This is a genomic window from Spirillospora sp. NPDC029432, from assembly GCF_040703975.1.
Taxonomy (GTDB): Bacteria; Actinomycetota; Actinomycetes; order Streptosporangiales; family Streptosporangiaceae; genus Spirillospora.
Map to the genome: position 1 here is coordinate 1 of NZ_JBEZWH010000035.1, position 23,855 is coordinate 23,855.

The window sequence follows — 23,855 nt, forward strand, 5'->3', positions numbered from 1 at the left end:
GCCCTCGGCACACGCCTGAAGCAGGCCGTCAACTCCGGCCAGATCGAACTGATCCGCTCGTTCACCATCACCCGCCTCACCACCCCCACCACCGGCAGAGTGCAGATCACCGGCACCACCCCCCAAGGCGAACAGACCATCACCGCCGACACCATCGTCGCCGCCACCGGATTCCGACCCGACCTGAACATGCTCCGCGAAGTCCGCACCGATCTCGACCCCGCCACCGAAGCCCCGATCAAGCTCGCCCCACTCATCGACCCGAACTTCCACTCCTGCGGCACCGTGCCCCCACACGGCGAACGCGACCTCGCCCACCCCGAAACCGGCCTCTACATCACCGGAATGAAAAGCTACGGCCGCGCCCCCACCTTCCTCATGGCCACCGGCTACGAGCAGGTCCGCTCCATCACCGCCGCCCTCGCCGGCGACCGCACCGCCGCCGACACCGTCCAACTCGACCTGCCCGAAACCGGCGTCTGCTCCACCGACCTCGCCGCCGAAGGCGCGGCGGCAGCAGAGGAAGGCGGCTCGGCCTGCTGCGGGTCCGGGGCGCCGCAACCGGTCAGGAGGGGCTGACGGAGAGGGCGTGGTGGAACACGCCGCGCGGGTCCCAGCGGCGTTTGACCTGCTGCAACCGGGCGTAGCCGTCCTTGTAGTAGAGGGTGTGCCATGGGACGCCCGAGGCGTTCCACGCCGGGTCGGCCAGGTCGCGGTCGGGGTAGTTGATGAACGCGCCGCCGGCCGGGACGCCGCCGCTGTCGGCGTAGACGTCGCGGTAGAGCTCGCGGAGCCACGCCAGGTGCCGGGCCTCCTCGGCCGGGTCCTCCCAGCCGGCGGTGAAGCCGACCTTGAAGATCGAGTCGCGGTGGGCGGTGGCGGTCGCGCCGGGCCGTACGGCGTTGACCTGGCCGCCGTAGGTGTTCACGAACACGGTCCCGCCGGGATGGGTGTAGTCGGTCCTGGTCAGATGCCGGTGGATGGCGGCGGCCTGCCGATCGGTGAAGCGCCGCCGCAGGTAGCCCGATTTGATCTTGACGCTGTAGAAGGGGCCCGGCGCGTCGTCGAGGCCGTGGACCGCCGCGGTCAGCCAGGGAAGTGTGGAGGTCCGGCGCGCCGGGCGTACCTCGACGCCGCCGCCGAGCGCGGTGGTCAGGTCGTCCAGCAGCCGCGCGGCGCCGCTGCCGGCGGCGACCTGGCCGATCAGCGTGAGGTTCCCGGCGGTTCTGGTGTTCAGCAGGAACTCGCCGTACAGCGCGCACGCGGGCGACCCGGGGGCCGAGTTGCGCTCGCCCCACTCCCCGTAATTGCGCATGAGCCGGACGAACGCCTCCCGGTCGAGCCGCTCCCACGGCCATGACAGGGTGAAGTCCAGGACCGTGGCCGGAGGAGCCGGCAGCGGCCGGCCGCCCGGCGACCGGAACCAGTAGCGGGTGACGATCCCGAAGTTCCCGCCGCCGCCTCCGGTGTGGGCCCACCACAGGTCCCGGTTGGGGTCCGACGGCTCCCGGGTGGCCACCACGATCCTGGCCTTGCCCGACCGTCCGACGACGACGGCCTCCACCGCGTACAGGTGATCGACCGACAGGCCGTGCAGGCGGCACAGGGCGCCGTAGCCGCCGCCGGCGACATGGCCGCCGACCCCCACTGCGCCGGCGGTTCCGGCCGGGACGGTCACGCCCCACCCGACGTACAGCCTCCGGTACATCTCGCCCAGCGTGGCGCCCGCCTCCACCTCGAAGGCGCCGCGGCGCCAGTCGTAGCGGACGGCCGCCATCTCGGAGAGGTCGATGACCACCCGGACGTCCTGGTCGTCCACGAAGTTCTCGAAGCAGTGGCCTCCGCTGCGCACGGCGAGCCTCCGGCCGGTACGCACCGCATCGTCCACCGCGCGCACGACGTCTTCGGCGGAGCGCGCCACATGGATCTCCTCCGGGCGCCCCTCGAACCGCCGGTTGTAGCCCCGGCGCACCATCGAGGCATAGCGCGGATCCCCCGGCCTCACGCCGATAGGCCCCTGGACGGACGCCTTCCCGGGAGGCGCGGCCACCTGCGCCAGGGGCACCGATGCGGCGGCCACCGCGCCGCCCCGCAGGATCGTCCTTCTCGTGTGTCCGGCCACAGGGGCCTCCTTGATGGGGGGAGTGTTCAATCGCACGCTAGGAACGGGCGAGCCGAACGGTCGCCACGCTGCGGAGCCAATCGGGATCTACCCCGCGGGTCTCACGAGCCGCCGGTGCGCGCCGCGTCACCGGTGGCGCGGGTCGCCGGACTCGCGGGCGTTCCGCTCGGCGGCCTTGCGGAGCTGGTACCTGGCCTGCTGGACGACCCGGATCGGCAGCTCGGGCAGGTGCCGCGACGCGCCGCGGTGCCGCCGCCAGCGCTGCCGGGCCCGGGTGCGGTGCTCGACGCGCAGGTGCTCGATGAGCCGGTCGATGTCCATGGAGACCTCGCCGTACAGCGGCCACAGGTCGCCGGCGGCGGCCCGCTCGTGCAGGCTCTGGGCGAGGCGGGCGCGGCGGGCGCGGGCCACGTCGACGTGCACCTCCAGGTCCTGCTCGGCGAGGAACGGGGTGGCGTCGCGGGCCAGGTCGGAGCGGGCCAGCCGGCCGTACGCGGCGATGCTCGCGGCGATCTCGGCGAGCGCGTCGCCGAGGTTGCGCCGCAGCGCGGGGTCGGTGAGCAGCCGGCCGCGCGGCCCCAGCCGCTCGTCGTCGGCGAGGGACCGGGTCAGGCCGCGCAGCGACAGCGTGAAGTGCTCCATCGTCTCCATCGCGTTGCGCAGCGCGACCCCGGCGTCGATGAGCCGCCGCGCCCGGGTCCGGGGGTTGAGGCGCACGCTCTCCTCGGCGGCGCCGAGGTCCCGGTCGGTGCGGCCGATCTCGCGGGCGAGGTGCTCGGCCTTGTCCTGCCAGCCGGCCGCCTCGTGCTGGGCGGGCTCGCCGCGCAGCCCGTCGGCGATCTCCGCGATCAGGGCCCGCAGCCGCTCGGCGATGTCCTGGACGGCCTCCTCCGCCGGCCGTACCCGCACGGACGGCGCCAGCAGCGTCGCCGCCAGCCCGGTCGCGGCGCCGATCAGCGTCTCCAGCACGCGGTCGATCGCGCCGCTCTCGCTGGCCGCGCCCAGCGCGAAGATCAGCATCGCGGAGATCGGCGCCTCCAGCACGTGCTCGCCCAGCCGCAGCACGTGCCCGATGACCAGGGCGGTGAGGATGGTCAGGCCGAGCGTCCACCAGGAGAACCCGATCGTGCTCGCGGCCAGCACCGCGACCAGCACGCCCGAGGTGACGGAGGCGACCCGCAGGATGCCCGCCCTGATCGTCCCGTAGACGGAGAACTGCACGACGAGCAGCGCGGTCAGCGGCGCCAGCAGCGGCTGCGGCCCGCCCTCCGGCAGCACCGCCAGGGCGAGCACGAACGACAGCGTGGCGGTGATCGTCAGGCGGGCGATGCGGAAGACCGTGGACCGCGCCTCCGTCGTCACGCGGAGCGGCGATCGGCCGGCGCGGCCCTCCGGGTCGGAACGGCGGCGAAGGAACACGTGTGGCATGTGAGCGGCATGGGTCGTGAGCGGCGGGCGCTCTCGGGCGGCGTACGGATCTCGTGTGCCCGCGTCGTCCCACTCCATTCACGGCCGGCCCGGGCGCACCACGGACCGGCCGTGTCCTCGTTCATGACTTTGCGTCCGCTTTGCGGTGCCGGTCACATGTCCCGGCGGCGCAGCAGGACGCCCGCCGCGAGCCCGAACGCGAGCAGGTAGCCCGCGATGACCAGGCCCGCGTGGACGGGCCCGGTGAGTTCGGCGACGGCCGGGGTGTCCTCCCGCGCGCCGAGGGAGGCGACGAGGGAGCCGGCGGCGCCGCCGGGAAGCCACGCCTGGAGCGCGTCCACCCAGCCCAGCAGCGGCGCGGCCAGCCCGCTGATCAGGTTCTGCACGGCGAGCATCCACACCAGCCCGATCCCGACGGGCAGCGCGACGGCGCGCAGGGCGACGGCCAGGAACATGCCGAGCGCGGCCCACATGGACGCGATGAGCCACGCGCCCCCCAGGCCCGCGGCGGCGCCCGGCGTGTCCGGCCAGGTGACGGCGGCGCCCTCGGCGAGGGTGACGGCCAGCCCGGCCGCCGCGCTCACCGCGAGCAGCGCGACCACCAGCAGCAGGCAGCCCAGCACCACCGTGGCGCCCTTCGCGAGCAGGACGCGGGTCCGCGACGGCTGCACGACGAGGATCGTCTTCCACACGTCCCACGCGTAGTCGCTCCCCGCGACGAGGACGCCGAAGATGAGCGCCAGCGCCCCGGTGAACGCCGGCAGCCCGCCGATGGCCGAGCCCGCGAACTCCGCCGTCAGCAGCGGCGCGAGCCGCTCGCCCTCATCGGCGCTCCGGTATCCGGCGTACGGGATGAGGTAGGCGAAGGTCAGCGTCAGCGCCATGGCGGTGGCGAGGAGCAGCCAGTTGGCCGTACGGCGGCTCTGGACCCCGATCTCCGCCCGGGTGTCAGACCACATCACGGCTCCCCTCGGTGAGCTCGAAGAAGACCTCTTCGAGGTCGGGCACGTGCCAGCGCAGCTCGCTGACCTCGACGCCGCCGGTGACGAGCGCGCGGTTGACGGCCGCGGCCATGCCGGCGTCCACAGCCAGGTGCAGGTCCTCGCCCGCCCGCAGCACGGCGTCCGGGCCGAGCATGCGGCGCAGCACGGCGGCGGCCTCGTCCGGCCGATCGGCGCGCACGCTCAGCCGGCCGGCGCCGCCGAGCTCGCCGATGGGCCGCTGCGACACCAGCCGGCCGCGGTGGATGATCCCCACCCGGTCGCAGATCTGCCGGACCTCGCCCAGCAGGTGGCTGCTCAGCAGGACCGTGCAACCGCCCTCGGCGAGCCCGCGGATCGTGCGGCGCATGTCGGCCATGCCGACCGGGTCGAGCCCGTTCGTCGGCTCGTCGAGGACGAGCAGATCGGGGTCCTTGAGCAGGGCGGCGGCCAGGCCGAGCCGCTGCTTCATCCCCAGCGAGTACGCGGCGTACCGGTCCCCGGCCCGCCCGGCGAGCCCGACGAGGTCCAGGACCTCGGCCACCCGGCCGTCCGGGACCCGGGCCCGCCGCGCCAGCGCCCGCAGGTTCTCCCGGCCGGACAGGAACGGGTAGAACGCCGGGCCCTCGATGAGCGCCCCGACCCGGCCGAGCGCCGGGGAGGGCCAGCTCCCGCCGGTGTCGCCGAGGACGCTGACCGAGCCCGCGGTCGGGCGCACCAGCCCGAGCAGCATCCGCAGCGTCGTCGTCTTGCCGGCGCCGTTGGGGCCGAGGAACCCGTAGACCTCCCCGGCCCGCACGTCCAGGTCCAGGCCGTCCACCGCGAGGACGGGGCCGTACCGCTTGGTCAGCCCGGTCGTCCGCACCGCCGCCGTCATCGGGAGGCACCTCCCCGGCGGCCGCCGCGGATCCGGCCCCACGGCTTGGCCACGGCGAGCACGGTCGCGAACGTCAGCGTCGTCAGCGACACGGCGGGCGGGTAGAAGAGGCTCGAGACGTCCTCCGGCTCCGGGACGCCGGCGCCGAGCGTCCGGCCGTACTCGCCGACCTCGGCCATCCCCGGCTGGAGCGCGACGATGATCAGGACGCACAGGAGCACGTTCAGGACGAGCTTGACGGCGACCCACCAGTACCGCAGCAGGCCCCACCGGGTGCCCAGGCCCAGGATGACCCCGGTGACCAGGCAGACCAGGGCCGACACCAGCATCGGCCACACCACGAACGCGGCCAGCGCCTGGTAGGCCAGCCCGCGCATCTCGTCCGTCGAGCCGAACCGCCCGGTGAGGACCAGGACCGCCACGATCACGTCGATGCCGATCCAGGCGCCGGCGGAGACCACGTGCGCGGCGAGGATCGCCTTGCGCCACCTCCTGCCGATGCGGACCATCGGCTCGGCCCGCCGGGCCGCCGGGGCGGCGCGGGAGCCGGTGCTCCGCGCGAGGCCCTTGTCGTAGATCGCCATCTCGTCACGTCCTCTCAGGTCAGGCCGGTAGCCCCTCACGTGACGACGGTCCCAATTCGCTCCCCGGATTCCGTCCCCTGCCGGACGGCTTCTCCAATACGCCGTCCGGGGCGAACTCCCGCCCGTCCGGTACGCCCCACGGCGTACCGCCCGAGCACCCACCGCCGCACGGCCCCCGGCGCAGGGCGGCCGCCTACACCACCGGGAGTAGGCGGGGCCCCGTCACGGCAGCGGCCGGGCGCACAGGTAGGCCCGCGACAGCCCCAAGGCGAGAACGGTCAGGCCCGCGCGCCGCCGAAACCGGCGCGGTCATGGGCGATGAACGGCAGCAGCCGGGCGCTCGCGGCGTGCGGGTGCGGCGCTCAAGGTAGTGGGGCGGGTCCGCGGCCCGCCGCGTCCGCGTCTCGGGAGTCAGGGCTTGCGGGCCACGCCCGCGATGCCGATGCTGGGCACGGAGTCGTGCTCGGCCTGGACCGGGGAGTCGGGCCGCCAGCGGTGCGGCGGGACGAGCCCGGGCGCGACCGGCTCCAGCCCGTCGAAGAACGCCTTGAGCTGCTCGACGCTGCGCAGGTGATGCGCCACGGCGCCGGTCTCGGCGTACTGCCGCAGCGCCTCCACCGCCCGCTCGTCGCCGTCGTCGCCGTCGGCGTGCACCAGGTAGCTGCCGGACGGCAGGGCGTCCAGGACGGTGGCCACGATCTCGCGGGCCCGCTCGTACGGGTCGAGGTGCCCGGTGATCCCCATCAGCATGAGCGCGATCGGCCGGTCGAAGTCCATCAGTTCCCTGGCGCGGTCGATGATGGGGCCGGGGTCGTTGAGGTCGGCGTCCAGGTAGTGGCACTCCCCCTCGTCGCTGCTGCTCAGCAGGGCCCGCGCGTGGGCCAGCACCATCGGGTCGTTGTCGACGTAGACGATGCGGCTCTCGGGCGCGACGGCCTGGGCCGCCATGTGCGTGTTCTCGACGGTGGGCAGGCCGCTGCCGATGTCCAGGAACTGCCGGACGCCCGCCTCGCCCGCCAGGAACGCACGGCCCGCCGCTGGAAGTCCCGCGAGACGCGCGCCACCATCGGCTGGAACGGGAAGATCTCGGCGACCCGCGCGCCGACCATCCGGTCGATCTCGTAGTTGTCCTTGCCGCCGAGCCAGTAGTTCCAGATCCGCGCCGAGTGCGGCACGCTGATGTCGATCTCCTGTGACAGGCCGCCGCCCTGCGGGCCCATGCTCATTCGCCGTCCACCTCACCGACCGGGGAGTCCAACGCCGGTCCTCAGTGTGCGGTCCGGTCCCGTACCACGGGCCACTGTGGCCACACCCGGCCGTGCGGCCGGCCGCGGGAGATCGGCCCGCGCCGGCGGGACGGGGCGGGCGGCGTACTCCTCGGGCGCCGGCGGCATGTCGCCGCCCGGGCCGGGCCCGCCCAGACGGCGGCCGGCGGCGCCCGCCAGCAGGCCCGCCGCGACGAGGAGCGCGGCGCGCGCGGCGTCCGCGCCGCCGGTCAGGACGAGGTCGCCGGACCCGGCGACGTCGAAGCCGGTCACGAAGGCCCAGGCGATGCCGCCGAGCGCGGCGCCCATGAGGGGCGTCCCGAGCAGGGACCAGAGGACGGCGCACGCCGTCACCGCCGTGAACCCGGCCTGCCACGGCGCCTCTTTCAGGACCACGGCCAGCAGGAAGGAGCAGGCCGTGCCGGCGGCCAGGGGGAAGGCGACGGTTTCCAGGTGCCGCATCGCTGAGCCTCCTTCGCGCGCCTCACCGCGCGCCGCGCCCCGGCATCCGCTACCGGGGGGACGCATGCCAGTGAACCCACCGTCGCGGGGCGCGGAGCAGGCGTTATCGCGGTCTTGACGCCTTCCATGCGAAACCCTGATGCCGCCGGGCGGGAAAGTTCCGGGATCCACCCGCAGATCTTGGCCGGGTGCGGCCAAGATCGCGGGTTGACGCGGCACTGGATCGATCCATTTCGAAGCCGACGTGGAACGCGCGCAGGCTTGCCAAAGGTGGTCCGGCGATTGGTCACTTTTGTCCCCTTGTTGGGGTACCGGCCCTTCTTCACGATGCACGTGACTCAGGGCGCGTCATCCGGACCGGCCCTGACTCACTGGAGGCACAGTGAGGATGAGACCCATCCGCCCCGCCACTGTCGTGTGCATGGCGGCCGCCACCACGGCGGCCATGCTGACCGCAGTACCCGCCGCGCAGGCCGCGGCGGCCCCCGCCACCACGCCCGACCCGGGCCGGCTGGCCACCGAACTGGCCCAGCGGCTCGGAACCCGCACCGCCGGCTCCTACCTGGACGGCGGCCGGCTGGTCGTGACCGTGGCGGACGCGAGCGCGGCCCGCGAGGTCCGCGAGGCGGGCGCCGTACCCAGGAACGTCGCCCGCAGCGGCGCGGTGCTCGGGAAGGTCACCGAGGCCATCGGCCGTTCGGTCACCGCGACCGGCACCGCCTGGGCCGTGGACGCCGCCACCAACCAGGTCGTGCTCTCCTACGACGACACCGTGACCGGCGCGAAGCTCGCCCGTACCCGGGCGGCCGCGGCGGCCCACGGCTCGGCCGTACGGCTGGAGCACATCCCCGGCAAGTTCACCACCACCATCTCCGGCGGCCAGGCCATCTACACCGGAGGCTCCCGCTGCTCCCTCGGCTTCAACGTCCGCAACAGCGCCGGCCAGCAGTTCTTCCTGACCGCCGGGCACTGCACCAACATCGGCGCGACCTGGTACGCCAACTCCAGCGGCAGCACCGTGCTCGGCACCCGGGCGGGCTCCAGCTTCCCGGGCAACGACTACGGCATCGTGCGCTACACCAACACGACGATCTCCAAGCCGGGGGACGTGTACCTCTACTCCGGCTCCCAGGACATCGCGAGCGCCCGCAACGCGGTCGTCGGTGAGACCGCCCGCCGCAGCGGCAGCACCACCGGGGTGCGCAGCGGCCAAGTCACCGCGCTCAACCAGACCGTCCGCTACCCGCAGGGCACCGTGTCGGGCCTGATCCGCACGACGATCTGCGCGCAGGGCGGCGACAGCGGCGGCTCGCTGTTCGCCGGCTCCGCGGCCCTCGGGCTCACGTCCGGAGGCAGCGGCAACTGCACCACCGGCGGGACCACGTTCTTCCAGCCGGTCACCGAAGCGCTCAGCGCGTACGGCGTGAGCGTCTACTAAAAGGAGCCGGGGATCCCCGGGGCGCCGCGAACGGCCCCGGGGATCCCCCGTGAACAGGACGCGAGCACGGCTCCACCGGGGTTAGCGCCGCCGCGATCCGGGCAGCATGATCACGCTCTGCCGATCACGAGGGGCGAGGGAGCGCATGGTCTGGGTGATCCTCATCGTGGCCGGGCTGCTGGAGACGGTGTGGGCGGCGGCGCTGGAGGCGTCCGCCCGGTTCACCAGGCTCTGGCCGACGGTCCTGTTCGTCGTGGCGCTGGCGCTGAGCATGTGGGGGCTCGGGCACGCGCTGCACTCGCTGCCGCTCGGCACCGCCTACGCCGTGTGGACGGGGATCGGCGCGGTCGGCGCCGCCGTCTACGGGATGGTCTTCCTGGACGACCCGGTGACGGCCGCCCGCCTCCTCTGCCTGCTGCTGATCGTCGCGGGCGTCGTCGGGCTGCGCGTCATCACCACCTGACCGGCGGCCGGGTGTGATACTTCCCGGCCCGGTTCGGGCCGAAGAAGTTGGTCAGCATCCCCGGCCGCGCGGTGAAGTTCAGAAGGTCATCGGCGTCGGCTGCGCGTCGGGGCGCATGGCCGCGTCGGTGCCGCCGTCCACGTAGAGGACCGCGCCGGTGGTGAAGCGGGCCTCGGGGCGGAGGAACTGGTGCACCCAGTACGCGATGTCCTCGGGCCGGCCGAACTCGCCCAGCGGCATCGGGGTCGGGAACTCGTCCACGTCCTGCTCGGCGGCGTCGCCCGTCGAGCCGAGCATGAGCGGGGTGAGCACGGCGCCGGGGGCGATCGCGTTCAGCAGGATGCCGCGCCGCGCCCACTCGGGCAGGACGGCGGTCCGGCGCAGCCAGCGGGCCAGGGCGAACTTGGACGAGGCGTACGCCGAGATGCTCGGCGGCGCGAGCTCGGCGAACTCGGCCGGCATCTCCGCCTGGGCCGCGTTCGCGCGCTTCCGCGCGGCCTCCTCGTCGCCCGCCAGGGCCAGGTTCACGGTGTCCTCGTCGATCAGCGGGACGGTCGTCGCGGAGTTGGACCCGATCACTACGGCGCGGCCCGCGTCAGCGCGTTCGAGGGCGGGCCGCAGCCCCTCCAGAAGGGCGACGGGGCCGAAGTAGTTGATCGACAGCACGGCGGCCGCGTCCGGCATGTTCGGGCCGACGCCGGCGATGGCGGCGACTCCGTCGAGGCGCCCGCCGCTGATCGCGAGGATCTCCTCGACCGCCGCGCGGCGGCCGTCCGCGGTGCCGAGGTCGGCGACCACGTCGGCGTCCCGCAGGTCGACCCCGATCACGGTGTGGCCCTCGCCCTTCAGGACGGCGGCGCTGGCGGCGCCCATTCCCGACGCGGACCCGGTGACGGCGTAGGTTCCCATGTTCGACTCCTCCTCGATGCGGGTGGCGACTTCAGTCAATCACTGATTGAAAGGTATCTCCGGTACCTGTGATGCAATGGCCGGATGGCCGACGACGACTCGCTCACGACCCGGGCACGGCTCCTGGCCGCCGCGGAGCGCCTCTTCATGGAGAAGGGCGCCGACCAGGTGTCGGTCCGGGCCGTCAACGCCGCGGCCGGGCTGAACCCGGGCGCGGTGCACTACCACTTCGGCTCCCGGGAGGGGCTGGTCGCGGCCCTCCTCGAACAGGAGCTCCTGCCGCTGTGGGCGGACCGCCTGGAGAGCCTGGCGCGGCGCTCGGAGGCGGCCGGGGCGGCGCTGGACGTCACCGAGCTGGTGACCGCGCTCGTCGAGCCGTTCGAGGAGCTGGCGCGCACCGCCAAGGGGCGCATGCTGTGCCACCTGCTCGCCCGGTCGGAGCTGCCCGCCCGGCGGCCGCCGCACGCCTCGGCCTGGTTCGGCCCGGCCCCGTTCGAGGTCATGCTCGCGCGCGCCCGCCCGGAGCTGCCGGTACGGGAGGTCGCCGAGCGCTGGCGGCTGGCGTTCACCCTCCTGCTGGAGATCTACGGGCGCCCGCTGGCGGGCTCCCCGGAGGCCGCCGCCGCGCTGCCGGAGACCGGCACCGTCATCGCCTTCCTGGCCGCGGGCCTGGCGGCCCCGCCGGCGGGTCAGGCGAGCACGCAGTGAGTGCCGCTGAAGATCGTCGGCATGCACTTGTTGCAGTGGACGCACAGCGACCGCGTCCGCGGTTCGGCCTGGATCCGGTCGATCAGGTCTGGCTCGCGTAGCAGGGCGCGGGCCATGGCGACGAACTGGAACCCCTCGGCCATCGCCCGGTCCATCGTGGCGCGCTCGGTGATGCCGCCCAGCAGCACCAGCGGCAGGTCCAGCGCGGCCCGGAACTGCCGCGCGCCGTCCAGCAGGTACGCCTCCTCGTACGGGTAGGCGCGGATGAACCGGTCGCCGACCAGCTGGATGCCCAGCCGCTGCGGCTGCGGGAACGTCGCCGCGAACTCCCGGACCGGCGCCTCGCCCCGGAACAGGTACATCGGGTTCAGCAGCGAGCTTCCGGCGGTCAGCTCCAGGGCGTCCACGCCGCCGGCGCGCTCCAGCCACCGGGCGACCTGGAGGCTCTCGTCGAGCCAGAACCCGCCGGGGACGCCGTCGTCCATGTTGAACTTGGCCAGGATCGCGATGCGGTCGCCGACGGCGTCCCGCACGGCGCGGACCACACCGAGGGCAACCTTGGCGCGGTTGGCCAGCGAGCCGCCGTACCCGTCGTCCCGCTTGTTGATCTTCGGGCTGAGGAACGAGCTGGCGAAGTAGTTGTGCCCCAGGTGGATCTCGACCGCGTCGAAGCCCGCCTCGACCGCCAGCAGCGCCGCGTCGGCGTGCGCCCTGGTGATGCGCTCGATGTCCGCGCGGGTCGCCCTGCGCGTCATCCGCAGGCTCTGCGCGTTGAACGAGGCGGACGGGCCCAGCGACGGCAGCCCGTTGGACTTCCCGTTGGCGACCGGCCCGGCGTGCCCGATCTGCGCGGACGCGGCCGCGCCCTCGGCGTGCACCGCGTCGGTCAGGCGGCGCAGCCCGGGCAGCGCCTCGGGCCGCATCCAGATCTGGTCGCGCTCGGTGCGCCCCTCCGGCTGGACGGCGCAGTAGGCGACGGTGGTCATCCCCACTCCGCCCGCGGCGTGCCGCCGGTGGAACTCGATCAGCTCGTCGGTGACCAGCGCGCCCTTGGTCATGCCCTCGAAGGTGGCGGCCTTGATCGTCCGGTTGCGCAGCGTCAGCGGGCCGAGCCGGGCGGGTTCGAACACGTCGGGAGTGGTCGGTCGATCATCCATGCGGGCCTCCTCGGATCATGTTTCAATCACTGATTGAAACACGATTCATTCTAGGTCCGCTCCCGCGTGCCCGAACCCGCCGCCCGGTCAGCCGACCTGGACGTCGATACAGGCGTAGAAGGCGTTGGCGGTGTCGGCGACGTTCCACACCGCCAGTACCTTCTGGCGGCCGGTGACGCCGCCGAGGTCGATCGTGTGGGTCACGGTCGGCGGCGGCTGCCGGTCCCCGCCGTCGATGAGGGCGACCCGCCGGCCGCCGACGTGGTACTCGTAGTCCCGGGTGCGGTGCTGGGCGGTGAACGTCCAGGTGAACGTCACCGTGCGGCCGACCGAGGCGGCGTGCCAGCCCTTGCCGTCGTCGTCGAGCTCGGCGAAGCGGGCGTTCCCGCCGCTGCAGCTCAGCAGGCCCTTGGGGCCCTCGACGCTCTGCGGCTCCCACTGGATCGGGCCGCACGGGACGGTCCGCTGCGCGCACTGGGCCTGCCGGCTGGGCGGCGCGGAGACGTACCCGTGGGCGTTCGCCGCGGCGGCCGGGAGGACGACGGTGACGAGGGGAGCGGCGGCCGCGCCCGCCGCGACGGCGGCGAGCCGGCGTCTGGATCTCTTCATGCGGGGGTCCTTGCGTAGGGGCGGCCGGACTCGCGCCGCGGCCGCCGGGGCGGGGGACGGAGATCTCCTATAGACAGGAAACTTTCCTATCTTTAAAGGACGCTAAACGCCGCTCCCCCGACCGGCAAGCCCTTCCCTGAATGATCATCCGGGCTCCGATATGACCAGCCCAGGTCACCCGCCGAACCGGCATTTCCGCAAAACCGGATTCGGCAAGAACCGCCCGCCGCACGGGCGGTCCATCGGCGAAATCGGCCGACGGACCCCGGGCGCCGCCCGGTTCGTCTCAGGCGGTCAGCCGCCGTACCCGAGCCCGTGGCCGAACGGGTACAGCGTCCCCGACTGGTCGCGTGCCGGGATCGCCACCGGCAGCCGCCCGGCCGGCTCGATCTCGCCGAACAGCGCCCGGGCCGCCGAGCGCAGCGCCTCGGCGGTGTAGGAGTACGTCGCCAGGTACGTGCGCGCCTCGGGGAAGTAGGCGATGTCGTACGGGTCGCGGGCGGCGATGACCACTACCGGCTTCCCGGTGGCGACGAGCGCCCGGACGAGGTTCATCTGCCCGGGGCCGTTGTGGCCGCTCTCCTCCTTGACGTCCCAGGCCCGGTTGGTGACGGCGACGACCAGGTCGGCGTCCCGCGCCGCCGCGACCGCCCCGTCGATCCGGTCCCGCCCCGGGCTCAGCCCGGTCTCCCGCACGGTCGCCGCGGCCCCGCGGGCGCCGAACTCGCCCGCCAGCGCCGCCGTCGTCGCGGCGCCCCATCCGGTGACCAGCACGTTCCGCGGCCCCGGCGCCAGCGGCAGCAGCCCGGCGTCGTTCCTGACCAGCGTCGTCGTCCGGTCCGCCGCCCGCTGGGCCGCCGCCAGGTGCGCCGGCGCGCCCACGATCCGGTCGATGCGGCCCTCGTCCGCGTACGGGTCGCGGAACAGCCCGCGCCGCTGCTTCAGCTCCAGGATCCGGTAGACCGACGCGTCGATGCGCCGCTCGGTCAGCTCTCCCGTCCTGACCGCGTTCACCACCGCGGCGAGCTGCCGGGGGAACACCCCCGCGCCGGACGCGTCCGCCGGCGGCTTGAGCAGCACGTCCACGCCCGCCTTGAGCGCCAGTACGGGGATGCGCTCGTCGCCGTACTTGGTCCGCACGCCCTGCATGTCGAGCGCGTCGGTGACGACGACGCCCCGGTAGCCGAGCCGCTCGCGCAGGATGCCGGTGAGGATCGGCCGGGACAGGGTCGCCGGGTCCTCCGAGGCGTCCAGCGCGGGCACGATGATGTGCGCGGTCATGATGCTGTCGGCGCCGCGGGCGATGGCCGCGCGGAACGGCGGCAGGTCGAGCCGCTCCCACTCCTCCCGCGTGTGCCCGATCCGCGGGACGCCGATGTGGCTGTCGGTGGTGGTGTCGCCGTGGCCGGGGAAGTGTTTGACGGTCGGCGTCACCCCCGCGCTCCGGTAGCCGGCCACTTGCGCGACCACCATGTCCGACACCAGTCCCGGGTCGGAGCCGAACGACCGCACGCCGATCACCGGGTTGGCCGGGTTCACGTTGACGTCGGCGTCGGGCGCGTAGTCCTGGTTGATCCCGATGGCCCGCAGCTCCCGCCCGGTGATCCGGGCGAGCGCGCGGGCGTCGCCGGTCCGGCGCCCGGCGGCGAGCGCCATGGCGCCGGGCGACTGGGTGGCGGGCGGCGGCACCCGCGCGACGATGCCGCCCTCCTGGTCGGTCGCGATCGTCGCCGGGACCGGGACGCGCTGCGCCATGGCGGCCCGCTGGATTCCGTTGGAGAACGCGGCGAGCTGCCGCGGGCTCGTCACGTTCGCCGGGCTGGCGGCGTAGTAGATGAACCCGCCGGGGCGGTAGCGGGCCACGACCTGGGCGGCGTTGTCGACCCCGTACAGCCGCCGGTTGGCGGCGACGTCCGCGGGGTCGGCCGTGTCCGCGCTCTTGCCGTACACCTGGAGGACGAACAGCTGCGCGGCCTTCTCCTCCAGCGTCATCGACCGCAGCAGCCGGAGCAGCCGCGGATCCTTGCCGCCGGCGTGCGCGCCGGGGACCGCGAGACCGGAGAGGACCAGCGTGGCGGCGGTGAGCCAGGCCAGGAAGCGGCGTGCGCGGGAACGGGTCATGACGGCTCCCTTTCGCCCCCGAAGGCGATCAAACCTCGGCGTCCTGATCGGCACGCTAGACCCGCGCGGCACCCCCGTCCACGGCAAGATTCGACGAGCGCCGCCGCGGCCCGGGGGTCAGGCCGGCCGGACGCGGACGGGCATCGACGCCCAGGCGCGCAGCGTGTTGTTGAGGTGCCGTTCGGGCGGCCCGTCGAGTTCGATGCGCTCGACGCGCGCCGCCAGCGCCGTGAGCACGGCCTCCGCCTCCAGCCGCGCCACGTGCTGGCCGACGCACTGGTGCAGCCCCATGCCGAAGCCGACGTGGGCGGACGGGTCGCGGCCCAGGTCGAACGCGTCGGGCTCCGCCCAGCGGCGCGGGTCCCGGTTGGCGGCGCCGAGGAACATCAGGATCTTCCGGCCGTCGGGGATCACCGTCCCGGCGATCTCGGTGTCGCCGGTGGCGGTGCGGAAGAACGTCTGCACCGGCGACTCCCAGCGCACGGCCTCGTCGAACGCGACGCGGGCCAGCCCCGGGTCGGCGCGGAGCCGGTCCCACTGGTCCGGGTGGGTGGCGAACGCGTACAGCACGGCGCCCAGGCCGTGAACGGTCGTGTCGACACCGGCGGTCAGCAGGGAGCGGACGACGAGCGGCGCCTGCTCGGGCGTGATGTCGCCCTTGTCGGCCGCCTCCCAGATCCGGGCGCCGAACCCGCCCGGGGACAGCCGCTCGCGGGCGCACTGCGCGTTCACCCACCCCGACAGCTCGCCGACGCGGGGCGCGCCCTTGGCGACCAGGTCGTTGTGCGGGCCGAAGGCGTTGAAGGCGTGGTCGCCGTACGGCAGGAGGTTCTCCCGCCCTTCCCGGGGCAGCCCGACCGCGTCCGGGAACACGCGTAGCGGGAACGCCTGCGCAAGCGCGGGAACGGCGTCGAACGAGCGGTCGGCCAGCACCCGGTCCACCAGTTCCTCCGCCTCGGCGAACCAGGCGTCCCGCAGCCGCCGCAGCGCCCGCGGCCCGAGGATCCCCGCCAGCACGGCGCGGGGCGCGTCGTGCCGGGGCGGATCGGCCTCCAGCAGCAGGCTCGGCGGGCGCCACGGCTCCTCGTACCGGAAGTTGGCGAGCCCGACCCCCGCGCCGGACTGGAACGACTGCCAGTCGGTCAGCGCGGCGTGCACGTGCTCGTAGCGCGCCAGGGCGTACACGCCGTAGCGGCTCAGGTGGACGACGGGCCCGGCGTCGCGCAGCGCGGCCTGCAGGGGCAGCGGGTCGCGGAGGACCTCGGCGGCGAACGGGTCGGCGTCCAGGGACGGCGTGGTCACAGCGGTCATCGCGGGTTCCTCCGGGGTCACAGGTCCAGGACGAGGCGGTCGCCGGCGGCCCGGGACACGCACACGAACATGCAGTCGCCGGCCGCGCGCTCGGCGTCGTCCAGCAGGGAGTCGCGGTGGTCGGGGACGCCGTCCAGGACGGTCGTCTCGCAGGTGCCGCACAGGCCCTGGCGGCAGGACGACAGCACGGGGACGCCGGCCTCGCCCAGCGCCTGGAGCAGCGACTGCCGCGGGCCGACGGTCAGCGTCCGGCCCGAGCGGCGCAGCTCCACCTCGAAGGCGCCGTCGACGGCGGACCGCCGGGCGGCGGCGACGAAGCGTTCGGTACGGAGCAGCCCGGGCGGCCAGCCGGCGCAGCGGCGCTCGACCGCGTCCAGCAGCGCGCCGGGGCCGCAGCAGTACACCTTGGTGCCGGCGGGGTCCGGCAGCCAGGCCGCCAGGTCCAGCAGGCCGTGCTCGTCCTGCGGCACGACGGCGACCTTGTCCCCGTACGGCGCCAGCTCGTCCAGGAACGCCATCGACGCGCGGGTGCGGCCGCCGTACAGCAGCCGCCACCCGATCCCCAGCAGCTCCGCCTGCACGATCATCGGCAGCAGCGGGGTGATCCCGATGCCGCCGGCGATGAACAGGTAGCGCTCGGCGGGGACCAGCCGGAAGTTGTTGCGCGGGCCGCCGATGCCGACCAGGTCGCCCTCGCGCAGCTCGTCGTGGACGAACGCGGACCCGCCCCGGCCGGCGGGCTCGCGCAGCACGCCGACGCGGTAGGAGCGGGCGTCCCAGCGGTCGCCGCACAGCGAGTACTGGCGGGTCAGGCCGCCGGGCAGCACCAGGTCGACGTGCGCGCCGGGCGTCCAGTCCGGTAGCCGGCCCCCGTCGGGGCGCGCCAGGGTGAGCGCCACGACGCCGTCCGCGACGGGCGTCTTCGCCGTCACGCGCACTTCGGCCGGCGGGTCTGCGGCGGATGCCTCGGCCATGGGAACTCCTCGGACTCGGGGTGTGGTCCGAGGATCGGACGGCCGCCGCCCGCCGGGCCACGCCCTTCCCATTCAATGAGCGGGCGGCGTGGCGCCGGTCACATCCGGCGGGCGGTCAGTCCGAGAGCGCGCGGCTGAGGGCCATGCCGGTGAGCTGCAGCGGGCGGTTCAGCGCCCACGCGGCGCCGTCGTTCGGGACGACCAGCCCGAGCGCCGCGACCACCTGCCCGTTCCGCCGCACCGGCACGGCGATCCCGGTGGCGTCGGGGTGGATGTGGCCGGGGCAGAACGCGAACCCCCGGCGGCGCACCTCCGCGAGCTCGGCGCGCAGCGCCCGCCCGTCCCGCAGCGTGTGCGGGGTGAACGTCTCCAGCGGCCCGCGGATGATCTCCTCCTGGAACGCTGGCGGCGCGTGGGTCAGCAGGATCAGCCCGGCGGACGAGGCGTGCAGCGGGAGCCGCCCGCCGACCCGGGTGACGTTGACGACCGCCTCCGGCGCCGAGAGCCGCTCGACGAACAGCGCCTCGCGGCCGTCCAGCACCCCGAGCTGGACGGAGTGGCCGACGACCGACCGCAGGTCGCCCATGTACCGCATGGCCGCCTCCCGCAGGCTCTGCATCGGGGAGGCGCGCTCGGCCAGCTCCCACATGCGGGTGCCGATCCGCACCCGGCGCCGCTCGTCGCGGGCCAGCAGGCCGTGCGCGACCATCTCCTTCACCAGCCGCGCCGTCGTCGCCGGCGGCAGCGCCGCCCGGCGGCCGATCTCCCCGACCGTCAGCACCCGGGAGTCGGGCCCGAACGCGTCGAGGATCCGCACCACCCGGGTGAGGACCGATTCCCCGCTGGACGACCTGGCCATGCGCCCCATCCTCACGGCCCCGCCATCCGAACCGGGGCGAACCCATCCATTGAATGGAAAGCCGATGGCCGCGGGATGTGAGCCAGATCATGCTCGGGCGACCGTTTCCCACCCCTGAAGGAGGCGAGCTCGACGTGAGTTCCCCGGGTACCGATCCGCGCGGCCGCCTTGACGGCGCGCCGATGTCGCCGCTCCAGTGGACCGCGATCGCGGTGTGCGTGCTGCTGAACGTGCTGGACGGCTTCGACGTGCTGGTCATGGCGTTCACCTCCGACGCCGTCTCGGACGAGTGGGGGCTGTCCGGGTCCGAGCTCGGCCTGCTCCTCAGCGCCGGCCTGGCCGGCATGGCGCTCGGCTCGATCTTCCTGGCGCCGCTCGCCGACCGGCTCGGCCGCCGGGCGATGATCCTCACCGGACTGGTCCTGGCCTCGGCGGGCATGGGCCTGTCCGCGGTCAGCCAGAGCGCCGTCCAGCTGGGCGCGCTGCGCGTGCTCACGGGCATCGGCATCGGCGGGATCCTGGCGAGCAGCAACGTCATCGCCGCCGAGTACGCCAACCGGCGCTGGCGGGGGCTGGCCGTCAGCCTCAACTCCACCGGCTACGCCATCGGCGCGACCGCGGGCGGCGTCATCGCGGCCGCGCTGCAGAGCGGCGGCGGCTGGCGCCCGGTCTTCGCCTTCGGCGCCGTCGCCACCGCCCTCCTGATCCCGGTCGTGCTCTGGCGGCTGCCCGAGTCGCTGGACTTCCTCCTCACGCGGCGGTCGCCCGGCGCCCTCGACCGGCTCAACAGGCTGCTGGCGGCGATGAGGCAGCCACCACTCGACGCGATGCCGCGGCCGGCCCTGCCCGGCGGCGACGACGCCGCCGGGCGGCCCGCCTCCTCGCTGCGCCGGATCCTCGCGCCGGAGCTGCGCCGCAACACCCTGCTCACCTGGACGGGCTTCTTCCTGGTGATGTTCGCGTTCTACTTCGTCACCAGCTGGACGCCCAAGCTGCTGGTCGAGGCCGGGATGTCGGCCGACCAGGGGATCACCGGCGGCGTGCTGCTCAACCTGGGCGGCATCTTCGGCGCCACCCTGCTGGGCGTGCTCGCCGCCCGCTTCGCCCTCAAGCACGTGCTGGTCGGCTACCTGGCCGCCACCGCCGTCCTGCTCGCGCTGTTCGTCCCGGCCGCCTCGGTGTACGGGCTGCTGCTGGCCCTGGGCGCGCTGATCGGGGTGTTCGTGAACGGCTGCGTCGCCGGCCTGTACGCCCTCACCCCGTCGGTGTACGAGCCCGCGGTCCGCGCGACCGGCGTCGGCTGGGGCATCGGCATCGGCCGGATCGGCGCCATCCTGTCGCCCGTCGTGGCCGGGCGGCTGCTCGACGCGGACTGGACGCCCGGGCAGCTGTTCCTGCTGGTCACCGCCGTGCTGGTGCTCGGCGCGGCGACCGTGAACGCCTTCCGCCTCGCGCCCGGCGGGCGGGCGGCGGAGGTGCCGGTGCGGTCGGGCGCCTGACCCGCGGACGGGCGGCGCTCCCGGATTCCTTTCCGGCATCCGGGAACGCCGTTCCGGGCGCCGCGTGACCGGGGTCACCATCGTTGCCACCGGCGCCCCTCCCCCGGGCGCCGGTCCCGCCCCACCCACGAAGGAGCCGCCTGTGTCGACCATCCCGCGCGACCAGTGGTACGTCGCCGCGTACGGGCGCGAGATCGGCCGTGAGCTGTTCGGCCGCACCATCTGCGGCGAGCCGGTGCTGTTCTGGCGGACGGCGGCGGGCGCCGTCACCGCCATGGCCGACCGCTGCGTCCACCGCCGCTTCCCGCTGTCGCAGGCGCCGAGCCGGCTGGTGGACGACCAGGTGGTGTGCGGCTACCACGGGTTCACGTACGGCGCCGACGGCGTCTGCGCGGCCGTCCCCGGGCAGGCGCGGGTGCCGCGCACGGCCCGGCTGAAGACCTATCCCGTCGTGGAGCGGGACTCGTTCGTCTGGATCTGGATCGGCGACCCGGCCAAGGCGGACGCGGCCCGCATCCCGCGCGCGCCGTGGCTCGACTCACCCGACTACACGACGGTGTCGGGGATGGAGCCGCTCCAGGCGCGGTTCGGGCTGCTGGTGGACAACCTGCTCGACCTCAGCCACGAGACGTACCTGCACGGCGGCTACATCGGGACGCCCGAGGTCGCCGCCACCCCGATCACCACCGAGGTGGACGAGGAGGCCGGGATCGTCTACGTGTCCCGGCACATGGACGACGCCGAGTGCCCGCCGTTCTACGCCAAGTCCACCGGGCTGAGCGGGCGGATCATGCGGTGGCAGGACATCGAGTACGCCCCGCCCTGCCTGTACAAGCTGCACTCGCGCATCGCGCCGCCCGGCGTGCTGCCGAACCCCGACGGCACCGACCCGGACGCCTTCCACGTCGAGGTGGTGTACGCGATCACGCCGGAGACCGAGCACTCCACCCACGACTTCTGGGCCGTGGCCCGCGACTTCGCCCTCGACGACCAGGGCGTGACCGACTTCCTCGCCGAGAACAACCGCACCGTCGTCCTGCAGGACGTGGTGGCGCTCGACGTCCTGGAACGGGTGATCGCGGCCGAGCCGGACGGCTACCAGGAGCTGTCGATCAACATCGACACCGGCGGCCTGGCGGCCCGGCGCATGCTGGCGCGGATGGCGGCCGGGCAGGCGGCCGGGCAGGTGGCCGGGCGGGAATGAGCGACGTGGAACCCACCCGCATGCTGGACGGGCGGGCCGTGATGCGCGTGGTGTGGCTGCCGGGCGGCGACCTGCTCCAGGGCACCTGCCACTGCGGCGCCGCGCGCGCCGCCGAGGGCCCGATCGAGATCTGGGAGTGGCTGCTCGCCCACCCCGACGGGCACGAGGGGGCGGGCCGATGAACGCGGAGGCCGAGCGGAAGCTGGTCGTCCACGCCCGCGAGCGGGTGGCCGAGGGCGTCGTGGCGCTCGACCTGCGGGACCCGGACGGGGCCGCGCTCCCGGAGTGGGAGCCCGGCGCGCACATCGACCTGGTCGTCGGGGACGGCCTCGTCCGCCAGTACTCCCTGTGCGGGGACCCGGCCGACCGCGCGGCCTGGCGGATCGCCGTGCTGCGCGAGCCGGCCGGCCGCGGCGGCTCGGCGGCCGTCCACGACGGGCTCCCCGCCGGTACGGCGGTCCTGGCGCGCGGGCCCCGCAACCACTTCCCGCTCCGCCCGGCGGACCGCTACCTGTTCATCGCCGGCGGCATCGGCATCACCCCGATCTCGCCCATGGTGCGGGCCGCGGCGGCGGCCGGCGCGGAGTGGCGGCTCGCCTACGGGGGCCGCACGGCCGCGTCCATGGCCTTCGGCGCGGAGCTGGAAGCGGTCTACGGCGACCGGGTGGAGCTGCGGCCCCAGGACCGGCACGGGCAGCTCGACCTCGCCGGCCTCCTCCGCCGGACGGCCCCCGGCACCCTCGTCTACTGCTGCGGCCCGGCGCCGCTGCTGGAGGCCGTCGAGCGGCTCTGCGCGGACCTGCCGCCCGGCATCCTGCACGTGGAACGCTTCGTCGCCAGGGACGCGGGCGATCCCGTACGGGCGGAGTCGTTCGAGGTCGAGCTCGCGCTCAGCGGCCGCACCCTCACCGTGCCCCCGGAACGGTCGATCCTGGAGGTCGCCGAGGAGGCGGGCGTCCAGATCCTGTCATCCTGCAGGGAGGGGACCTGCGGCACCTGCGAGACGGCCGTGCTGGACGGCACGGTCGACCACCGCGACTCGCTGCTGACCCCCGAGGAGCGGGCCGCGAACGACACGATGTTCGTCTGCGTGTCCCGCGCCTCCTGCCCGAAGCTGCTCCTCGACCTCTGACCGCCTGGGGGACCTCATGCCGGTGTCCGCCGCCGACCGGACCGGGCCCGTCGTGGCCCGCGCGCTGCGGATCGTGGGCGCGTTCACGCCCGACCGGCGCGCGCTCACGCTCAGCGAGCTGGCCCGGCACTCCGGGCTGCCGGTCTCGACCGTGCACCGGCTGGCCGCGGAACTGGTCGCGTGGGGCGCCCTGGAGCGCGACGCGGACGGCCGCTACACCATCGGCCTGCGGCTGTGGGAGATCGGGTCGCTCGCCCCGCGCGGGCTGGGCCTGCGCGAGCGCGCGCTGCCGTACCTGGAGGACCTCTCTCAGGTCACCCGGGAGAACGTGCAGCTGGCCGTACGGGAGGGCACCGAGCTGGTGTTCGTGGAGCGGATCGCCGGGAGCCGGGCGGTACCGGTGCTGACGCGGGTCGGCGGCCGCTTCGCGCTCACCGCAACCGGTGTGGGGCTCGTGCTGCTCGCGTACGCGCCCGCCGAGGTCCAGGAGGAGGTCCTGGCGCGTCCCATCAAGCGCTACACCGAGCTCACCATGACGGATCCGGGCGCGGTCCGCGCCGCGCTCGCCGACACCCGCGCCCGCGGCTACGCGATCAGCGACCGGCAGGTGACCATGGACGCGCTGTCCGTCGCCGCCCCGATCACCGGCGCGCACGGCGAGGTCGTCGCGGCGGTGTCCCTGGTCGTGCGGCACGGCAGCGCCCTGCCCCACGCGCTCGCCCCGCTGCTGCGCACCAGCGCCCGCGCCATCTCCCGTGCCATCTCGCGCGCCTAGCCGGCATCCGGGCCGCGGTCAGGGCGCCGGCCCGTCCAGTGCGGGCAGGGACGCCGCCACGCGGGCCGCCGTCTCCCGCAGCCAGATGTGCGCCGCGTCGTGGGTGTGGACGGGGTGCCACCACATCGCCTCCTGCAGCGGCACCGCGCTGAACGGCAGCGGCAGGGCGCGCGTGCGGGTGCCGCCGTCCAGCAGCCGGGCCAGCCGCCGCTGGATCAGCGCGACGCGCCGGGTGCCCGCCACGACGTGGGGCAGCAGGTGGAAGTCCTGCACCGAGATCTCCACCCGGGGCTCCAGCCCCATCGTGCCGAGCTGGCGGGTGATCGGGGCGTCGAACGGGCGCAGGTAGACGGCCCACGGCAGCCGGGCCAGATCGTCCAGGGAGATCCGGTCGGCCACCTCGGGATGGTCGTCGGCCACCAGGCACGCCCACTCGTCGCGGAACAGCTCCACGGTGGGGAAGCCGCTGATCACGCCGTGCGGGGTGAGCACGCCGTCCACGCCGCTGAGCAGCGCGCCGGTGTCCTCCACCAGCGTCGGCCCGATGTGCTGGAAGCTCAGGTGGACGGCCGGCGCCTCGGCGTGCAGCACGCGGGCCAGGGCGGCGCCGAACACCGCGACGGCGTAGTCCGAGGCCAGCAGCGTGAAGTGGCGCTCCTCGGTGGCCGGGTCGAAGTCGGCGCGGCTGGTGAACAGCCGTTCCAGCACGGCGTACGCGTGGGCGGCCGGCTCGCGCAGCGCGGTGCCGAGGGGCGTCAGCTCGTACGCGTTCCCGGACCTGACCAGCAGCTCGTCGGAGAAGTGGCGGCGGAGGCGGGCCAGCGCGGCGCTGGTCGCGGGCTGGCTCAGGCCGATCTTGAGGCCGGCGCGGGTGACGTTGCGCTCCTCCAGCAGCGCGCGCAGGGCCACCAGGAGGTTCAGATCGAGGCCGGACAGGTTCACGACCTCAGACTATCTGCCTGATGGATGACTTCCATA

At 74.4% G+C, this 23,855-nt stretch carries 22 protein-coding genes and 2 pseudogenes; 9 read left to right on the forward strand and 15 right to left on the reverse strand.

Annotated elements, in window-relative coordinates:
• Positions 1–579, forward strand: a pseudogene (locus tag AB0881_RS25105) (flavoprotein); the annotation flags it as partial.
• Here the strand turns inward: AB0881_RS25105 and AB0881_RS25110 are convergent.
• The 7 genes and pseudogenes from AB0881_RS25110 to AB0881_RS25140 form a co-directional block, all read right to left on the reverse strand.
• Entirely contained in the window at positions 566–2,122 is a 1,557-nt protein-coding gene (locus tag AB0881_RS25110) for an FAD-binding protein (RefSeq protein ID WP_366620455.1), read from the reverse strand. The pseudogene AB0881_RS25105 and the gene AB0881_RS25110 overlap by 14 nt on opposite strands.
• Positions 2,123–2,248: 126 nt before the next feature.
• The gene (locus AB0881_RS25115) at positions 2,249–3,484 is read right to left on the reverse strand and encodes an aromatic acid exporter family protein (protein WP_366620457.1); all 1,236 of its coding nucleotides are present in this window, start codon (positions 3,482–3,484) and stop codon (positions 2,249–2,251) included.
• A gap of 218 nt (positions 3,485–3,702) precedes the next feature.
• Positions 3,703–4,509, reverse strand: a complete 807-nt coding sequence (locus AB0881_RS25120; RefSeq protein WP_366620459.1) for a hypothetical protein — start codon at positions 4,507–4,509, stop codon at positions 3,703–3,705.
• Positions 4,499–5,407, reverse strand: coding sequence for an ABC transporter ATP-binding protein (locus AB0881_RS25125; RefSeq protein WP_366620461.1), 909 nt, complete (start codon positions 5,405–5,407; stop codon positions 4,499–4,501). Before AB0881_RS25125 ends, AB0881_RS25120 begins: the two co-directional genes overlap by 11 nt.
• On the reverse strand, positions 5,404–5,991 hold the full coding sequence (locus AB0881_RS25130) for a hypothetical protein (RefSeq protein ID WP_366620463.1): 588 nt from the start codon (positions 5,989–5,991) through the stop codon (positions 5,404–5,406). Before AB0881_RS25130 ends, AB0881_RS25125 begins: the two co-directional genes overlap by 4 nt.
• 411 nt (positions 5,992–6,402) lie before the next feature.
• Positions 6,403–7,217, reverse strand: a pseudogene (locus tag AB0881_RS25135) (SAM-dependent methyltransferase).
• Positions 7,218–7,229: 12 nt separating this feature from the next.
• On the reverse strand, positions 7,230–7,718 hold the full coding sequence (locus tag AB0881_RS25140) for a hypothetical protein (protein WP_366620465.1): 489 nt from the start codon (positions 7,716–7,718) through the stop codon (positions 7,230–7,232).
• Positions 7,719–8,139: 421 nt separating this feature from the next.
• Here AB0881_RS25140 and AB0881_RS25145 point away from each other — a divergent pair, with 421 nt between their 5' ends.
• Positions 8,140–9,156: a S1 family peptidase gene (locus AB0881_RS25145; RefSeq protein WP_366620467.1), complete on the forward strand. Its 1,017-nt coding sequence runs from the start codon at positions 8,140–8,142 to the stop codon at positions 9,154–9,156.
• 145 nt (positions 9,157–9,301) lie between these two features.
• Positions 9,302–9,619, forward strand: coding sequence for a multidrug efflux SMR transporter (locus AB0881_RS25150; protein ID WP_366620469.1), 318 nt, complete (start codon positions 9,302–9,304; stop codon positions 9,617–9,619).
• Between the two features lie 78 nt (positions 9,620–9,697).
• On the opposite strand, the gene AB0881_RS25155 is transcribed toward AB0881_RS25150, so the two are convergent.
• Positions 9,698–10,567, reverse strand: a complete 870-nt coding sequence (locus AB0881_RS25155; protein WP_366620471.1) for an SDR family oxidoreductase — start codon at positions 10,565–10,567, stop codon at positions 9,698–9,700.
• A gap of 45 nt (positions 10,568–10,612) precedes the next feature.
• Here AB0881_RS25155 and AB0881_RS25160 point away from each other — a divergent pair, with 45 nt between their 5' ends.
• Positions 10,613–11,236: a helix-turn-helix domain-containing protein gene (locus AB0881_RS25160; RefSeq protein ID WP_366620473.1), complete on the forward strand. Its 624-nt coding sequence runs from the start codon at positions 10,613–10,615 to the stop codon at positions 11,234–11,236.
• Here the strand turns inward: AB0881_RS25160 and AB0881_RS25165 are convergent.
• From AB0881_RS25165 to AB0881_RS25190, 6 genes are all read right to left on the reverse strand, one after another.
• Positions 11,218–12,393, reverse strand: coding sequence for an NADH:flavin oxidoreductase (locus AB0881_RS25165; RefSeq protein WP_366620474.1), 1,176 nt, complete (start codon positions 12,391–12,393; stop codon positions 11,218–11,220). The genes AB0881_RS25160 and AB0881_RS25165 overlap by 19 nt on opposite strands.
• Before the next feature lie 87 nt (positions 12,394–12,480).
• Positions 12,481–13,002, reverse strand: a complete 522-nt coding sequence (locus AB0881_RS25170) for a lytic polysaccharide monooxygenase auxiliary activity family 9 protein (RefSeq protein ID WP_366620476.1) — start codon at positions 13,000–13,002, stop codon at positions 12,481–12,483.
• A gap of 294 nt (positions 13,003–13,296) precedes the next feature.
• The gene (locus AB0881_RS25175) at positions 13,297–15,123 is read right to left on the reverse strand and encodes a glycoside hydrolase family 3 protein (RefSeq protein ID WP_366620478.1); all 1,827 of its coding nucleotides are present in this window, start codon (positions 15,121–15,123) and stop codon (positions 13,297–13,299) included.
• Positions 15,124–15,240: 117 nt separating this feature from the next.
• Entirely contained in the window at positions 15,241–16,434 is a 1,194-nt protein-coding gene (locus tag AB0881_RS25180; protein WP_366620480.1) for a cytochrome P450, read from the reverse strand.
• Between the two features lie 17 nt (positions 16,435–16,451).
• Positions 16,452–17,408 (reverse strand): PDR/VanB family oxidoreductase, encoded by a 957-nt coding sequence (locus AB0881_RS25185; RefSeq protein WP_366620482.1) that lies wholly within the window; start codon positions 17,406–17,408, stop codon positions 16,452–16,454.
• Positions 17,409–17,523: 115 nt separating this feature from the next.
• On the reverse strand, positions 17,524–18,267 hold the full coding sequence (locus AB0881_RS25190) for an IclR family transcriptional regulator (protein WP_366620484.1): 744 nt from the start codon (positions 18,265–18,267) through the stop codon (positions 17,524–17,526).
• Between the two features lie 134 nt (positions 18,268–18,401).
• On the opposite strand from AB0881_RS25190, the gene AB0881_RS25195 reads away from it, so the two are divergent.
• The 5 genes from AB0881_RS25195 to AB0881_RS25215 all read left to right on the forward strand — a co-directional run bounded on the left by AB0881_RS25195 (position 18,402) and on the right by AB0881_RS25215 (position 22,877).
• Complete coding sequence (locus tag AB0881_RS25195) at positions 18,402–19,766, forward strand: MFS transporter (RefSeq protein WP_366620486.1); 1,365 nt, start codon at positions 18,402–18,404, stop codon at positions 19,764–19,766.
• Between the two features lie 142 nt (positions 19,767–19,908).
• Positions 19,909–20,970: an aromatic ring-hydroxylating dioxygenase subunit alpha gene (locus AB0881_RS25200; RefSeq protein ID WP_366620488.1), complete on the forward strand. Its 1,062-nt coding sequence runs from the start codon at positions 19,909–19,911 to the stop codon at positions 20,968–20,970.
• Complete coding sequence (locus tag AB0881_RS25205; RefSeq protein ID WP_366620490.1) at positions 20,967–21,152, forward strand: hypothetical protein; 186 nt, start codon at positions 20,967–20,969, stop codon at positions 21,150–21,152. Before AB0881_RS25200 ends, AB0881_RS25205 begins: the two co-directional genes overlap by 4 nt.
• Positions 21,149–22,102: a PDR/VanB family oxidoreductase gene (locus AB0881_RS25210; RefSeq protein ID WP_366620492.1), complete on the forward strand. Its 954-nt coding sequence runs from the start codon at positions 21,149–21,151 to the stop codon at positions 22,100–22,102. Before AB0881_RS25205 ends, AB0881_RS25210 begins: the two co-directional genes overlap by 4 nt.
• A gap of 16 nt (positions 22,103–22,118) precedes the next feature.
• Positions 22,119–22,877: an IclR family transcriptional regulator gene (locus AB0881_RS25215; RefSeq protein ID WP_366620494.1), complete on the forward strand. Its 759-nt coding sequence runs from the start codon at positions 22,119–22,121 to the stop codon at positions 22,875–22,877.
• A gap of 18 nt (positions 22,878–22,895) precedes the next feature.
• Here AB0881_RS25215 and AB0881_RS25220 read toward each other — a convergent pair whose 3' ends face one another.
• Positions 22,896–23,819, reverse strand: a complete 924-nt coding sequence (locus AB0881_RS25220; RefSeq protein ID WP_366620496.1) for a LysR family transcriptional regulator — start codon at positions 23,817–23,819, stop codon at positions 22,896–22,898.
• Between the last annotated feature and the right edge of the window lie 36 nt (positions 23,820–23,855).